The following is a 15,529-nucleotide window of genomic DNA, read 5'->3' as shown; positions in this document are numbered from 1 at the left end:
CGATGAGGGAGAACCATGCTCGAAGGAACGGTGCCGGTGCCGCGCGAGTTCGCCGCGCGATACCGGCGGGAGGGCTACTGGATCGGTCGAACCCTGGCCGACCTCGCCCGGCCGCAGGCGCGAACGGACGGCACGAGAACGGCGGTGGTGACCGCGCGCGAACGCCTCACCTACCGTGAGCTGGACGAGCGCGCCGACCGCCTCGCAGCGGGATTCTCCTCGCTCGGCTTCGGCGCCAACGACCGTGTGGTCGTGCAGTTGCCGAACCGGCCCGAGTTCGTCCTGACGTGCCTCGCGCTCTTCCGCCTCGGGGTGATCCCCGTGCTGGCGCTGCCGTCCCACCGCCGTGACGAACTGGTGAGTCTGTGCGAGCACACCGAGGCGGTCGCCCTCGTCGTACCCGACGTACACCAGCGGTTCGACCACCGGACGCTGGCCCGCGAGGTGAGGGACGGCGTGCCCGGCCTGAAGCACCTGTTGGTGGCCGGTGACCCGGACGGCCTGACCGGGCTCGCCGAACTGGCGGAGGCGGCACCGTCCGAACCCGAGACACCGGGCCCCGAACCGTCCGACGTCGCCGTGCTGCTGCTGTCCGGCGGCACCAGCGGGCGTCCCAAGCTCATCCCCCGCACCCATGACGACTACGCGTTGCAGGGCAGGTTGTCCGCCACGGCGATGAACTTCGACGAGCGCGGCGTCTACCTCGCCGCCCTGCCCGCCGCGCACAACGCGGCGTTCGGCTGCCCCGGCGTGCTCGGCACCCTCCAGGTCGGTGGCACGGTGGTCCTCGCGGGCAGCCCCAGCCCCGACGAGGCGTTCCCCCTGCTGCACGGCGAAGGGGTCACCCTCACCACCCTGATGCCCGCCCACCTGTCACTGTGGACGGAGCTCGCCGACGTGCTGCCGTCTCGCGCCGAGGGACTCGTGGTGGAGGTCGGTGGCGCCATGCTCGACCCCGAGGTGGCGCGCAGGGCGGAGGCCGCGCTCGGTGTCACGGTGTCACGGTGGTTCGGCATCACCGAGGGCGTCATGTGCTGTACCCGTCCCGACGAGCCGGAGGAGCTGCGGCTGGGCACCGACGGGCGACCGTTGTGCGAGGCCGACGAGATCCGGATCGTCGACTCCGAGGGCCACGACGTTCCCGACGGCCACGACGGCGAGCTGCTGCTGCGCGGCCCGTACACGCTGCGCGGCTACTACCGCGCGCCCGAACACAACGCGGCGTCGTTCACCGAGGACGGCTTCTTCCGCACCGGGGACCTGGCCCGCAGGACACCCACGGGCCACCTCGTGATCTCGGGCCGGATCAAGGACGTCATCAACCGGGGCGGGGAGAAGGTGTCCACGGCCGAGGTCGAGCGGCACGTCCGGTCACACCCCGCGGTCGCCGAGGTGAGCGCCGTCGCGGTGCCCGACGCCTCACTGGGCGAGAAGTCCTGCGTCTTCGTGATCCCGGTGCCGGGAACGGAACCGCCGACCCTGTCGGACCTGCGCACGCATCTGACGCAGCGCGGCTGCGCCGACTACAAACTGCCCGACCACCTGCGCCTGGTGAGCGAGCTGCCGAAGACGCCGGTGGGGAAGGTCGACACGAAGCGGCTGCGGGCCGAGTTCGTCGCAGGCCGGAAGGAGCCGAGCCATGTCACGGACTGAGGGATCGCTCGACCGCGTTCGCCGGGGGGTGGCCGAGGCGCTCGGCCTCGCCCCGGAGGAGATCGGGAACGACGACGACCTGCGTCACCTCGGCCTGGACTCCCTCGCCGTGATGCGGCTGGCGACGCGGTGGAAGTCCGAGGGGCTGGACGTGTCCTTCGGCGAGCTCATCGAGTGGTCCACGCCCGCGGAGTGGGCGGCACTGCTCGACCGGACCGCCGGTGAGGAACCGGTGCCGGAGCCCGAGTCGACGGAACTCCGCGCCACGGCCCCGCTCGTGTCACCACCCGAGTCGTCGTTCGAGCTGACACCACTGCAGCACGCCTACCACTACGGGCGGTCCGAGGCACTCGCCCTCGGCGGTGTCGGGTCCCACTTCTACGTCGAGTTCGAGGGCGACGCCGTGGACCCCGACCGGCTGGCCGACGCGGTGCTGTGGCTACAACGACGCCATCCCATGCTGCGGGCCCGCTTCGGTGACGACGGTCTCGGCCGCGTCCGGCCGACCGGGGCGTGGTCCGGTCTAGTGGTCGACGATCTGCGTGAGCTGTCGGAGGACGAGCGGGCGGAACGGCTCGCGCGCACGAGGCACCGGCTCGTGCACCGCAGGTTCGCCGTGGACAGGGGCGAGGTCTTCGACGTGCGGCTCACACTGTTGCCCGGCGGCCGTGGTCGGGTGCACGTCCAGATCGACATGCTCGTCTGCGACGCGACGAGCTTCCGCATCCTGCTCGACGAACTCGTGCGCCGCTACACCGATCCCGGATTCGACCCGGCGCCCCCGGCGGTGGACTTTCCCGCGTACACCGTCGCGGCCCGCGCCGCGACCGCGCGGGCGAGGGAGCGGGCCGAGGCGTACTGGCGCGAGCGGCTCGCCGAACTGCCCGACTCCGGGCCCGCCCTGCCCTACGCCCGTGACCTCGCCGGGATCTCGGGGCACACCACGATCCAGCGCTCGTTCAGCGTTCCCGCCAGGGCGCGCCGCACGTTCGCCGCCCGCGCCCGGAGTGCCGGGCTCACCGAGTCGTCCCTCGTGCTGGCCGCGTTCACGGAGGTGCTGGCGGCCTGGAGCGAGCGGGACCGGTTCCTGCTCACCGTGCCCTTCTACGGTCGCGAGCCGGTTCACCCCGAGGTCGACACGATGGTCGGCGACTTCACGGGCATGGTGCTGCTCGACGTCGACGCGGGCGAGCCGATGCCGTTCGCGCGGCGGGCGCGGGCGTTGCAGGACCGGCTGCGTGCCCGCCTCGCGAACGCCGCCTACTCCGGCATCGACGTGCTCCGCGACCTGTCGCACCGGGACGGCGAGGCCGTGCTGTCGCCGATCGTGTTCACCAGCGCGCTCGGTCTCGGTGAGCTGTTCGAACCCGAGGTGCGCCGCTGCCTCGGAGAGCCCGTCCACTCGATGTCGCAGAACCCGCAGGTCGCCATCGACGTGCAGCTCACCGACCGGCAGGGCGCGCTGCACGTGCACTGGGACATCGCCGACGGCGTGTTCCTGCCCGGGGTCGCCGACGCGCTGGTGAACGCCGTCTCGGCCCTCGTGGAGTGGGCCGTCGAGTCCGAATGGGACGTTCCCGCACCCGATCCGCGCGGGGTGCGGCCGGAGGACCGGCCCGGCTTCGTCGACGACTCGCCCGCGCCTTCCGGGACGCTGCACGATCCGGTGTTCGCCATGGCCGCGCGCACGCCGGACTCACCCGCCGTCCTCGGTCCGGACGGCTCGCGCGGTTACGCCGAGCTGACTTCGGAGGCGCTCGCCGTCGCGGGTGGACTCGTCGAGCGGGGAGTGCGGCCGGGCGATCTCGTCGCGGTGTGCCTGCCGAAGGGCGTCGAGCAACTCGCCTGCGTGCTCGGCGTGCTCGCGGCGGGCGCGGCCTACGTGCCGATCGGCGTCGAGCAGCCACCCGCACGGCGCGAGCGCATCCTGCGTCGTGCGGGCGTCACGCACCTGATCACCCAGGCTCCTCGTCGAGAGGGCACGGACCCCGGGGTTCCCGTGGTGTCCCCTCAGGAGCTGCGTTCGGCGGAACCGCTCGAAGCGCCCTGCCCGAGGTCCGGCGAGGACCTGGCGTACGTGATCTTCACGTCGGGTTCGACGGGGGAGCCGAAGGGGGTCGAGATCACCCACGCGGCGGCGCTGAACACGATCGTCGCGGTCAACGAGCGCTTCGGTGTCGGGCCGGGCGACCGCGTACTCGCCGTGTCCGCCCTCGACTTCGACCTGTCCGTGTACGACCTGTTCGGGATGCTGTCGGTGGGCGCTGCGCTCGTCACCGTCACCGAGGACCAGCGCAGGGACGCCCGCGCGCAGAGCGAACTCGTCGCCGAGTACGGCGTGACGGTGTGGAACACGGTGCCCGCACTGTTGGAGATGCTGCTCGTGGCGGCGGACGACGGCAGCCTGTCGACACTGCGGACCGTGCTGGTGTCCGGTGACCGGGTGCCGCTCGACCTCGCCGAACGGCTGCGCCCGCACGCCCCGGACGCCCGCTTCGCCGCGCTCGGAGGCGCCACCGAAGCCGCGATCTGGTCGAACTTCTACGAGCCCGGGCCGGACGGTGTCGTGCCGGCCGTGGAGGCCGGTGAACCGGCGTGGCGCTCGATGCCGTACGGCTTTCCGCTGCCCCGGCAGCGGTTCCGGGTGGTCGACGCGCGCGGCCGCGACTGCCCGGACTGGGTCACCGGCGAACTCTGGATCGGCGGTGCCGGTGTCGCGCTCGGCTACCGCGGCGACCCCGAGCGCACCGCCGAGCAGTTCCCGGTGGTCGACGGTGAGCGGTGGTACCGCACCCGCGACCTCGGCCGCTATCGGACGAGCGGAGTCCTGGAGTTCCTCGGCCGCGCCGACAACCAGGTGAAGTTGCGCGGCCACCGGATCGAGCTCGGCGAGGTGGAGGCGGCGCTGTCCGGCCACCCGGGCGTCGACGCCGCCGTCGCGCTCGTGGTGGACGCACCGAATCCGTATCTCGGCGTGGTCGTCACCACCGCCGAGCCGGACGCATTGGAGTCCGAACAGGTGCTGCGGCACGCGGCCGAGCACCTGCCACCGCCCATGGTTCCGGAAACGGTCGTCGCCGTGGCGGCCCTGCCGTTGACCCCCAACGGCAAGACCGACACGGGCGCCCTCACGACGCTGCTGAGGCAGCAGCGAGAACGCGGACAGGACGCCGGGGGCGGCGAGCCCATGGGGCCTGCCGAGCGGCTCGTCGCGGAGGTGTGGGCGGACCTGCTCGACGTGCCCTCGGTGCGCCGGGACGACAACTTCTTCCTCGCGGGCGGCGACAGCATCATCGCGACGCGAATGCTGGCGCGGCTGCGGGACCGCGGTATCGAGGTGCCACTGCGCAGGCTGCTCGACCATCCGGTCCTCGCCGAGTTCGCCGAGGGGCTCGTCTCCACCGGACAGGCATCGGCGCCCGTCCTCGCCACGGACCCGGAGAACCGCTACGAGCCGTTCGGAGCGACCGAGACCCAGCGGGCGTACTGGCTCGGCCGCTCCGAACAGTTCGCCCTCGGCGGTGTCGGCTCGCACTGGTACTGGGAGTTCGACGGTGTCGACGTCGATCTACCCAGGCTGGAGGACGCGCTCAACGGGCTGATCGAACGACACGACATGCTGCGGGCCGTCTTCGACGAGGACGGGCGGCAGCGGGTCCTGCCGGTGGTCGAGCGGTTCCGCATCCCGGTCACCGTCACCGACGACCGGGGGGAGCTCGACCGGCTGCGCGACCGGTTGTCCACCCGCATCGCCGATCCGGCACGCTGGCCGCTGCTGCACGTGGAAGCGGTCACGATCGGGAGGAGCACCCGCCTCGCCTTCAGCTTCGACTACCTGGTCCTCGACGCGCTCAGCATCGTGGTGCTGCTGCGGGAGCTGGCCGTTCGCTACCGCGACCTGGAGGCACCCCTGCCACCACTGCGCCTGACCTTCCGCGACTACGTCCTCGGGGCCACACCACCCGCCGACGAGGTGGCGAGGGCACGCGAACACTGGCTGGAGCGCCTCGACGACCTGCCCCCCGCGCCGCGGTTGCCGCTGGCGGCCGACCCGGAGGCGATGGTCGCGCCCAGGTTCACCCGGCTCGAGGCGCGGCTCGAACCGGAACAGTGGCGACGGCTCACCGCGCGCAGCCGCGAGCACGGGGTGACGACGTCGGCGGTCCTGGCCACCGCGTACGCCACCGTGCTGTCGCGGTTCAGCGACCGCGCCGATCTCACGCTGAACCTCACCGTGTTCGATCGCCGTGACGTCCACCCCGACATCGACGCGGTCGTCGGCGACTTCACGTCCCTTGTGCTGGTGCCGTTCCGGCCCCGGCTCGGCGCGGGCTTCGCCGAGCACGCGCTCGACGTGCAGCACCGGATCTGGGAGGCCATGGAGCACCGTGCCGCGTCGGCGCTGTGGGTGCTGCGGGAGCTGGCCAGACGCACCGGTGACGCGGCGGTGACCATGCCGGTGGTGTTGACCAGTGCGCTGGGCGTCGCCCGCGACGACGAGCCGTTCCCGTTCGGTGAACCCGTGTGGGGACTGTCGCAGACCCCGCAGGTATGGCTGGACAACCAGGTCGCCGAGCGCGCCGGTGGCCTGTCGGTGACGTGGGACGCCGTGGAGGGCCTGCTGTGCCCCGGCGTGCTGGAGACGATGTTCGCCGCGTTCGTCGGCCTGCTGCGGCACCTGGCGGACGGCGACTGGGACGGCCCGTCGGTCACCGTCACCGGCGCTGCCGCATCCCCTCCGGTTCCCCTGATCGGCGCGCCACCCGCTGTGGTGCCCGCCACCGGCACGGGCGGTCTGCACGATGCCTTCTTCGCCGCCGCCCAGCGCGATCCGGACGCGACGGCGCTGGTGACGCCGGACGGCGCGGTGAGTTTCGGTGAGCTGTCCCGGCGGGCGCTGGCCGTGGCGGGTGGACTGGCCGCGGCGGGTGTCGGGCGAGGGGACGTGGTGGCCGTGGTGCTGCCGAGGGGGGCCGACCAGATCACGGCCGTCCTCGGTGTCGTCGCGGCGGGAGCGGCGTACGTGCCGGTCGGGGCCGACCAGCCGGCGGCACGCCGGCGCAGGATCGTGGAGAACGCGGGCGCGAAGCTGGCCGTGACCGAAGCGGCCACCGCCGACCTGCCGGATGCCGTGGTCTTCACCGACCTGCTCGCCGTGTCCCCGCTCGCCTCGCCGGTGCCCGGGAAGGACGACGATCTCGCCTACGTGATCTACACGTCCGGTTCGACGGGAACCCCCAAGGGGGTCGAGATCACCCACTCGGCCGCGCTCAACACGGTCGCGGCGATCACCGACCGCTTCGGGGTGGACCACACCGACCGGGTGCTCGCGGTGTCGGCCATGGACTTCGACCTGTCGGTCTACGACGTCTTCGGGGTGCTGGGAGCCGGTGGCGCGCTCGTGCTCGTCGGCGAGGACGCCCGGCGTGACGCCCGCACCTGGGTGAGGCTGGTGCGGGAACACGGGGTGAGCCTGTGGAACTCGGTGCCCGCGCTGTTGGAGATGGCGTTGACGGTGGCCGACCCGGGTGATCTGGCAAGCCTGCGCACGGTGCTCGTGTCGGGGGACTGGGTTCCCCTGGATCTCGGTGTTCGGCTCGCCGAGCACGCCCCGGACGCCCGCCTGGCCGCGCTCGGCGGTGCCACGGAGGCGTCGATCTGGTCGAACGTCCACGACGTCACGGGCGTGCCGTCGGTCGAGCCGGGCGAGCCGCCGCTGCGTTCCGTGCCGTACGGCCGTCCGCTGCCCGGGCAGGCGTACCGGGTCGTCGACGAGTTCGGCCGGGACTGTCCGGAATGGGTCACGGGGGAGCTGTGGATCGGCGGTGCGGGTGTCGCCCGCGGCTACCGAGGTGATCCGGAACGCACGGCGGACCGCTTCGTGGAGGTCACCACGGAGGACGGGCGCGTCGAACGTTGGTACCGCACCGGTGACCTCGGCCGGTACCGCCCTGGCGGGGTGCTGGAGTTCCTCGGCAGACGTGACACGCAGGTCAAGATCCGGGGACACCGCATCGAACTCGGTGAGGTGGAGGCCGCACTGCTGCGCCATCCCGCTGTGGAACGAGCCGTCGCGGTGGTGCTGGAGCGCCCCGCCGCGCACCTCGCCGCCATGGTCACCACGGTGGAACGCACGGACACCGACGCGTACGCCGCGCTGCCCGACCTGCGGGCCCGGCTCTCCGACGAGTTACCGGCGCACATGGTGCCGGACCGCGTCACCTCGGCCGCCACGCTGCCACTGACCGCCAACGGCAAGATCGACCGCAAGGCCGTGACGGCCGCGCTCACGGAGTCCTCGGACGCCGCACCGCTCGTGGAGCCCCAGGGCGAGCTGGAGACCGAACTGGCCGCGCTGTGGGCCGAACTGCTCGACGTACCCACGGTGGGCCGCACCGACAGCTTCTTCCTCCTCGGCGGGGACAGCCTGCTCGGCACCCGCCTCGTCGAGCGGATGCGACGCCGGTTCGGGATCGGGATCTCACTGCGTGAGCTGACCTCGGCTCCCACGGTGGAGCGGCTCGCCGCCGTCGTGGAGGACCTGCGTGGTTCCGAGGCCGACATGGAAGAGGGAGTGCTATGACGATCACCGCAGGGCAGAGCCCCGCCGTGGAGCTGCTCACGGAACTCGAAGGTCTCGGTGTCGTGCTGTGGGAGGAGGACGGCCGGCTGCGTTATCGCGCCCCGCGCGGCGTCATGACCGAGGAGCGTCTCGGGCGGCTTCGGGACCACAAGGAGGACGTGCTCGCGGCCCTGAAGGCCGCCGACGCGTTGCCGGAGGTGCGCCCCGATCCCGCCGCGCGACACGAGCCGTTCCCGCTCACCGACGTCCAGGCCGCCTACCTCCTCGGCAGCCGCTCGTCCTTCGCCTACGGCGGGGTCGGCTGCCACGGCTACGGCGAGGTCTCCTACCCCACGTTGGACCCCGAGCGGTTGCGGACGGCGGTCGCCGAGCTCGTCGCCCGGCACGACATGCTGCGCGCCGTCGTGGACGCCGACGGAAGCCAGCGGGTCCTGCCCGACCCCGGCGTGCCCGAGGTGCTGGTACGGGACCTCCGCGGCCTTCCGGTGAGGGAGGCGGAGGAGGAGCTCGCCCGGATCAGGAGGGGCTGGGAACACCGCGAGTACGATCCCGGCACCTGGCCGCTCTTCGGTTTCGGCCTGACCCTGCTCGACGAGGCGGCGCTGCTGCACGTGTCGTTGAACTTCCTCATCGCCGACTTCGTGAGCATCCAGGTCCTGCTCGCGGAACTGCACCAGCTCTACACGGACCCGGCGGGTGCGCCGCCACCACCCGAGCTGACGTTCCGCGACTACCTCGAGGCCGAACGTCGGATGCGCACGGGACCCGCGTTCGAACGGGCCCGCGACTACTGGATGTCGCGTGTGGACGATCTCGCGCCCGGACCGGCACTGCCCGTGCTCGACAGCGGGCGCACCACGGAGGGCGACGTACGGTTCGAGCGACACGCGGTGCGCGTCGAACCCGACGCGTGGGCCGCGCTGTGCGACCGCGCACGTCGGCACGGTGTCAGCCCGTCCGGTGCGGTGCTCGCCGCGTTCGCCGAGGTGATCGGCAGGTGGAGCCGTACGGCCCGGTTCACCCTCGATCTGACCCTGCTCAACCGGGAGCCGCTGCACCCCGACGTCGGCAGGCTGGTCGGCGACTTCACCGGCATCGAGCTGCTGGAGGTGGACACGGCGGCGGGTGGCTGCCTCGCCGACCGGGCGAAGGCCCACCAGGAGCAACTGTGGCGCGACCTGGAGCACCGGCGGTACTCGGGGATCGAGGTGATGCGTGAGATCGGGCGCAGGCGCGGACCGGACGCCGCCCTGTTCCCGGTGGTCTATACCAGCGCGATCGGGCTGGGCGACGGTGAGCACGTCGGCGCCGACGAGGGCGGCGAGTTCGTGCGTGGTCTGTCGCAGACCCCGCAGGTGTGGATCGACTGCCAGAACGTCGAGCGCCGGGGCGGTCTGGACACGAACTGGGACGTCCGCGTCGGCGTGTTGCCCGCCGACATGGTCGACGACATGTTCGCCGCATACGCCGACCTGCTGTCCCGGATGGCCGAGGACGACGAGGCGTGGACGCAGCCCTTCCCGGTCGCCCTCCCCGCGGAACAGCGGGAGCGCAGGACCGCGCTGAACGACACGGCGGCGGACCTGCCTCTGACCACCCTCGGGGCCGGGGTGCTGGCGCAGGCGCGGCGGACCCCCGAACGTCCTGCCGTGATCACCGGGAACACCCAGGTGACCTACGGTGAGCTCCTCGGCCGCGCCGATGCCGTCGCCGGAGCGCTGCGGGAGGGCGGGGTGCGGCGCGGTGACCTTGTCGGCGTCGTCCTGGACAAGGGCGCCGACCAGGTGAGCGCCGTGCTCGGGGTGCTGCTGGTGGGCGCGGCCTATGTTCCGGTGGAGACCTCCCAACCCGTCGCCCGGCGCGACGGGATCCTGCGCGACGCCCGGGTGCGGGCCGTCGTCACGACGTCGTCCGTGGCGGAGCCGCCCGCCGACCTCGTCGTGTGCGTGGACCGGCTCGGACCCGGCCGCGCGTCGGTCGCGGAGGTGCCGGACCCGCCCTCGGACCTCGACGACGTCGCGTACGTCATCCACACCTCGGGTTCCACCGGCAAACCCAAGGGTGTCGTGGTGAGTCACCGGTCGGCGGCCAACACGGTCGCCGACCTGCTCGCGCGCTACGGCATCGGTCAGAACGACCGGGTTCTCGGGCTGGCGGCTCTCGGTTTCGACCTGTCGGTGTTCGACGTGTTCGGCCTGCTGAGCGTCGGGGGAGCCCTGGTGCTGCCCGACCCGCACCGGCGCGCGGACCCGTCCCACTGGGCCGAGTTGGTGTGCGACGCGGGGGTGACCGTGTGGAACTCGGTGCCCGCCCAGATGCAGATGCTCACCGACTACCTGTCGTTCGCCCCCGACTCGCTCCCCGCACGGCTGAGGCTGGTGCTGCTGTCCGGTGACTGGGTGCCGCTGCCGTTGCCCGACCGCATCCGTGACCTGCTGCCCGGCGCACACGTCGTGGCGCTCGGTGGGGCCACGGAGGTGTCGATCTGGTCCATCGCACACGACGTCGTGGAGCGCCCCGTCCCCGCCGACTGGAACAGCGTGCCCTACGGGCGTCCGTTGGCGAACCAGACCGTCCACGTCGTCGACGAGCGCATGCTGGAGTGCCCGGACGGCGTGCCGGGGGAGATCGTCTTCGGTGGTGTCGGCGTCGCCCAGGGCTACCTGCACGATCCCGAGCGCACCCGCGACCGGTTCGTCACGTGCCCGCACACGGGGCAACGCCGGTACCGCACCGGCGACCTGGGGCGTTACCTGCCCAACGGGGAGGTCGAGTTCCTCGGCCGCACCGACGCGCAGGTGAAGATCCGGGGCCACCGCATCGAGCTGGCCGAGGTCGAGGCGGGCGTCGTGGCCGCACCGTCGGTGTCCGCGGTCGCGGTGGTCGCGTACGGCAGCCAGCCCCTGGAGCGGTCGCTCGTCGCCTTCGTGGTGCCCGAGGGTGGCGAGGGCACCGCCCAGTTGGATGTGGAGGCGCTCCTCGACGACGTGGCCACGCGGCTTCCGGAACACATGCTGCCCGCCAGGGTCGAGGTTCTCGACGCGTTGCCGCAGACCGCCAACGGCAAGGTCGACCGCGCGGCACTGGAGCGAAGGCTCGCGCCCCGCCGGACCTCGGGTGAGGCGCCGATGGGAGCGTGGGAGTCGGCGATCGCCGCGTGCTGGGCCGACGTGCTCGGCTGCGACGAGGTCGGCAGGGACCAGGACTTCTTCTTCCTCGGTGGCGACTCACTGCTGGCCGCGCGGCTGGCGGGACGGCTCCGGGAGGAGCTGTCCGACGGTGAGCTCGAGTTCGACGAGGTGCTCAGGGCGCTCCTGGAGGGTGCCACCGTGGCCTCGCTGGCCGAGCTGCTGCGGCCCGCGGCGGGGACACCCGACGTTTCGGCGACCCCCGCCACGCCCCGCGACCGCACGCCGGAGCGCACCGGAACCGAGGCGGCGGCCGTCTCACTGGTCGATCTGGGTTCGGTGGGCGAGGAGCCGCTCACCGTGCTGCTTCCGGACGGCACCGGAACTCACGGGGTGTTCGACCCGCTGGTGCGTGCGCTGGCGGGCACCACGAGCCTCGCGCTGGCCACCGTGGCCGATACGCGGGCCTTCCTCGACCGCGCTGCCGAGGAGCTGCCCGAGTGGGCGGCGGAGCGCTACGCGGAGGCCATCGCGGCGAGCGGCCAGCAGCGCGTGCGGCTGGTGGCCTACGATCTCGCGGGCCGGGTCGCGGTGGACACCGCCCGGCTGTTGCTCGACGGCGGCGTGGAGGTGACCGACGTGGTGGTCGTCGGTGACGACCCCCCGTCGCAGGCGCTGGCTCACGGCGACGAGGCGCACCGCGTGCTCGCCTGGTCGCTCGGACTGGCGGGTGAGGGGCGGGACCGCGCTGGCCTGGACCTCTCGGCGCCGGTGAGCGACGACGTGGCCACGACGCGGCGGCTCGCGGCCGAGGCGGGCTGGGACGGTGACGTGGCCGCCGTGCTGCCGCTCTACCGGCACTGGCTCACCGCGGTGGCCGCGGACCGGCAGGACGACCAGCCCTATGTCGGTGACCTCACCGTCGTACGGGCGGGTGAGGCCGACCACGACGAGGTACGGAGTCGCTGGGAGGAGCTCTGTCTCGGAGACGTCCGCGTCGTGGAACTTCCGGCAGCCACCCCCGCGGAACTGTTGCGTCCACCCCTCGTCGAGGAACTCGCCGATCTGCTGCTCACGACGGACGTTCGGCCGGGGGACGCGCGGTGAGCGGCCTGGTCGCGGTGCTGGGCGCCAGTGGCGGAGTCGGCCTGCACACCGCCCGCCAGCTGGTGCGGTCGGGAGTCGGACTGCGGCTCGGAGCGCGGCGCCCGGAGGTGATGCGTTCGGTCGTTCCGCCGAACGCCGAGACAGCCGAGACCGCGGGGACCGTCGAGGTCGTCGCCGTGGACCTGTGGGACGACGCGGCACTGGCCGAGTTCTGCGCCGGGGCTTCCGTCGTGGTGAACTGCGCGGGACCGTCGTACGCGGTGGTCGACCGGGTCGCACTCGCCGCGCTGGCCTCCGGTGCCCACTACGTCGACCCCGGTGGTGACGTGCCGCTCTGGCGTGCCCTGTCGCACGAGGACTGGGCGGCCAGCGGCCTCACCGCCGTCATCAACGCGGGGCTGATGCCCGGACTGACGAGTGTGCTGCCTCACTGGCTGGCGGAAGGCATGGTCCAGCGCCGGTCGCTGACCGCGTACGTCGGCCTGCTCGACCGGATGACACCGGTGGGGGCTGCCGAGTACCTGCTCACCCTGGCGGGCGAGCACGGCGAGGCCATGGCGGCGTGGCGGGACGGACAGCGACGTTCCCGCGCGCTGGGGCCGGTCTCGGGAGTGCGGGTGCCGTTCTTCTCGTCCCCCGTGGACCTGCAGCCGTACCTCAGCCTGGAGACCGAGCGACTCGCCTCGTCCCTTCGTTTGTCCGAAGTGGACTGGTGGAACGTGTTCGACGGCGAGGGCCACGTGTTGCGGACACTGGCCAGACTCCAGGCCGACGGCCTCGACGGTGACCTCTCGGCCTCGGCGCGGCTGCTGTGTGAGGCCGCCGAACTGGATCTCTTCGGCCGCACGCCCTACCAGACCCTGGTGTTCCAGCTCGACGGCACCACGCGGGACGGTACTCCGGAGAGCCGCACGGCACTGCTGCGCGGCACCGACACCTACGCCCTCACGGCGGCCGTCGCGTCGTTCAGTGCGAGGCGACTGCTGGAGGGCGCGGAGCCGCCCGGAGCCCAGCACGTCCAGGACGTCGTCGACGCCGACGCGCTCTGCGCCTGGCTGCGGGAACAACCCGAGGTCACCGTGCTGGAACGGTTCACGTCCCCCACGACCTCGGACGGCACCGCGGAGCGGTCCGAGGTCGTCGACGACGTCGAGGAGGGAGTGCTGTGACACCTGCGGAGCGGCCGCCCGCGGTGGTCTGCGGCACCGGCTTCGGCCGGGTGTACCTGGAGGCGCTCAGCCGCCCGGACAGCCCCTACCGGCCCGCCGGAGTGCTCGCCAGGGGCAGCGCGCGGTCCGTCGCGTGTGCCGAGCACTACGGGGTGCCGCTCTACCGCGACGTCGACGAGGTGCCCGACGACGTCGCCCTGGCCTGTGTCGTGGTGGGTTCCGGACTCGTCGGAGGGCCGGGCGCGACACTCGCGGAGCGGTTCCTCACGCGGGGTGTGCCCGTGTTGCAGGAGCACCCCCTGCACCCCGACGAACTGGCCTCCTGCCTGCGCGTCGCGCGACGGCACGGCACCGTGCACCACGTGGACACGCTGTTCGTGCACGTCGAGCCCGTGCGCCGGTTCGTGGCGGCCGCGCGGCGGTTGCTCACGCGGCAGCCCGCGCTCTTCGTCGAGGCGACGTGCGCCTACCAGGTGCTGCAGACACTGCTCGAGGTGCTCGGCGAGGCACTCGGCGGCGCGCGTGCGACCGGACTGACCGCCGCGCCCGGCGAACCCGGCCCGTTCCGGACGGTCTCCGGCGAGCTGGCGGGAGTGCCGTTCGCGCTGCGCGTACAGCACGAACTCGACCCCCGAGCGCCGGACAACCACGCGCACCTGCTGCACCGTGTCACGATCGGTACGGAGGGCGGGCAGCTGACACTCGTCAACACCCACGGGCCCGTGGTGTGGACCCCCCGGGCGCACATGCCCACCGACCTCGCGACGGCGGTGCGCCTGGGTGACTCCGCCGCCACCCACCTCGACCTGCCCAGCGCCCGGGTCGTCGGACCGGCGGAGGCGCCGAGCTACCGCCACGCGCTCGCCGAGTTGTGGCCGAACGGCATCCTGCGCGCGATCACCGCGTTGCGCCACGACGTCGTCGCCGGCGACGGGGGCAGGGCCCACGGCCAGCGACAACTGCTGCTGAGCCGCCTGTCCAGGAAGGTGAACGAACTGCTCGGTCCCGTACGGTTGATCCACCGGCCCGATCCGGAGGTGCTCGACGTGGACGATGTGCTGGCCGGAACCGAGCCGACGACGGGAGCACGCTGATGAGCGCGACGAGAGCCGACACCTGGCTGCGGCGGTACCGGCCGAGTCCGCGACCGCGACTGCTTCTGGTGTGCCTGCCGCACGCCGGGGGCTCCGCCCAGTTCTACCGGACGTGGGCGTTGCGGTTCCCACCCGGTATCGAGGTGGTCGCCGTGCAGTACCCCGGCCGGGCGGAGCGGAGTCGCGAGCCTTTCCGCACCGATCTGCGGACACTGGCGGGAGAGGTGGCGACCGCTCTCGACACCGAACTCGGTGAGGACGCCACGACGGTGCCGGTCGCGCTGTTCGGGCACAGTCTCGGAGCGGCGGTGGCGTTCGAGGTGGCGCTCGCGCGGTCGCGAAGCGGTGCCCCTCCCGTACACCTCTTCGTCTCCGGCCGTCCGGCACCCGTGTGGCCCGGCGTGCGGCATCTCGCCGGCGACGACGAGATGTGGGAGGACGCGTGCAGGCTCGGCGGCACACCGGCGGAGCTGGCCGACGATCCCGACGTGAAGGCGATGGCGTTGCCCGCGCTGCGGGCCGACTACGCGCTGAGCGAGACCTACACGGGTGATCCCACCGCCACCGTCGAGTGTCCGATCACGGCGCACGCGGGCCGCGAGGACCCCGAGGTCGATCCGGACGCGATGAAGGCGTGGGCGGCGTGCACCACGGACCCCGACTTCGAGTTGCGCACCTACTCCGGTGACCACTTCTTCCTGGTACCGATGCGCCACGCCGTCGTCTCCGACGTGCTGCGCCGCCTCACGCCGCACCTGCCCGGTCAGCTGTGGCCGTCGACCCCGTGACGGCCAC

Annotated in this window: 6 protein-coding genes; all 6 read left to right on the top strand. The window is 72.6% G+C overall.

Annotated elements, in window-relative coordinates; genetic code table 11:
* Positions 1-15 precede the first annotated feature (15 nt).
* The 6 genes from SACCYDRAFT_RS13855 to SACCYDRAFT_RS13830 are packed head-to-tail and all read left to right on the top strand — an operon-like array spanning position 16 to position 15,522.
* Positions 16-1,653 carry a (2,3-dihydroxybenzoyl)adenylate synthase gene (locus SACCYDRAFT_RS13855; RefSeq protein ID WP_005457018.1) on the top strand — a complete coding sequence of 546 codons (1,638 nt, stop codon included), beginning with the start codon at positions 16-18 and terminating at the stop codon, positions 1,651-1,653.
* Positions 1,640-8,236: a non-ribosomal peptide synthetase gene (locus tag SACCYDRAFT_RS13850; RefSeq protein ID WP_005457017.1), complete on the top strand. Its 6,597-nt coding sequence runs from the start codon at positions 1,640-1,642 to the stop codon at positions 8,234-8,236. Before SACCYDRAFT_RS13855 ends, SACCYDRAFT_RS13850 begins: the two co-directional genes overlap by 14 nt.
* Positions 8,233-12,471, top strand: a complete 4,239-nt coding sequence (locus SACCYDRAFT_RS13845; RefSeq protein ID WP_005457016.1) for a non-ribosomal peptide synthetase — start codon at positions 8,233-8,235, stop codon at positions 12,469-12,471. The genes SACCYDRAFT_RS13850 and SACCYDRAFT_RS13845 overlap by 4 nt, the downstream gene beginning before the upstream one ends.
* Entirely contained in the window at positions 12,468-13,640 is a 1,173-nt protein-coding gene (locus SACCYDRAFT_RS26645; RefSeq protein WP_005457015.1) for a saccharopine dehydrogenase NADP-binding domain-containing protein, read from the top strand. The genes SACCYDRAFT_RS13845 and SACCYDRAFT_RS26645 overlap by 4 nt, the downstream gene beginning before the upstream one ends.
* The gene (locus SACCYDRAFT_RS13835; RefSeq protein ID WP_005457014.1) at positions 13,637-14,734 is read left to right on the top strand and encodes a Gfo/Idh/MocA family oxidoreductase; all 1,098 of its coding nucleotides are present in this window, start codon (positions 13,637-13,639) and stop codon (positions 14,732-14,734) included. The genes SACCYDRAFT_RS26645 and SACCYDRAFT_RS13835 overlap by 4 nt, the downstream gene beginning before the upstream one ends.
* Complete coding sequence (locus SACCYDRAFT_RS13830; protein WP_005457013.1) at positions 14,734-15,522, top strand: thioesterase II family protein; 789 nt, start codon at positions 14,734-14,736, stop codon at positions 15,520-15,522. Before SACCYDRAFT_RS13835 ends, SACCYDRAFT_RS13830 begins: the two co-directional genes overlap by 1 nt.
* Positions 15,523-15,529 lie beyond the last annotated feature (7 nt).

The organism is Saccharomonospora cyanea NA-134, assembly GCF_000244975.1.
In the GTDB taxonomy this organism is placed as follows: Bacteria; Actinomycetota; Actinomycetes; order Mycobacteriales; family Pseudonocardiaceae; genus Saccharomonospora; species Saccharomonospora cyanea.
Note: the sequence above shows the minus strand (reverse complement) of the source record. Positions and strands in the feature narration are given on the sequence as shown.

Coding starts and splice junctions, on each gene's coding strand:
- SACCYDRAFT_RS13855 (WP_005457018.1), top strand. CDS start 16: ATGCTCGAAGGAACGGTGCCGGTGCCGCGCGAGTTCGCCGCGCGATAC.
- SACCYDRAFT_RS13830 (WP_005457013.1), top strand. CDS start 14,734: ATGAGCGCGACGAGAGCCGACACCTGGCTGCGGCGGTACCGGCCGAGT.
- SACCYDRAFT_RS13850 (WP_005457017.1), top strand. CDS start 1,640: ATGTCACGGACTGAGGGATCGCTCGACCGCGTTCGCCGGGGGGTGGCC.
- SACCYDRAFT_RS13845 (WP_005457016.1), top strand. CDS start 8,233: ATGACGATCACCGCAGGGCAGAGCCCCGCCGTGGAGCTGCTCACGGAA.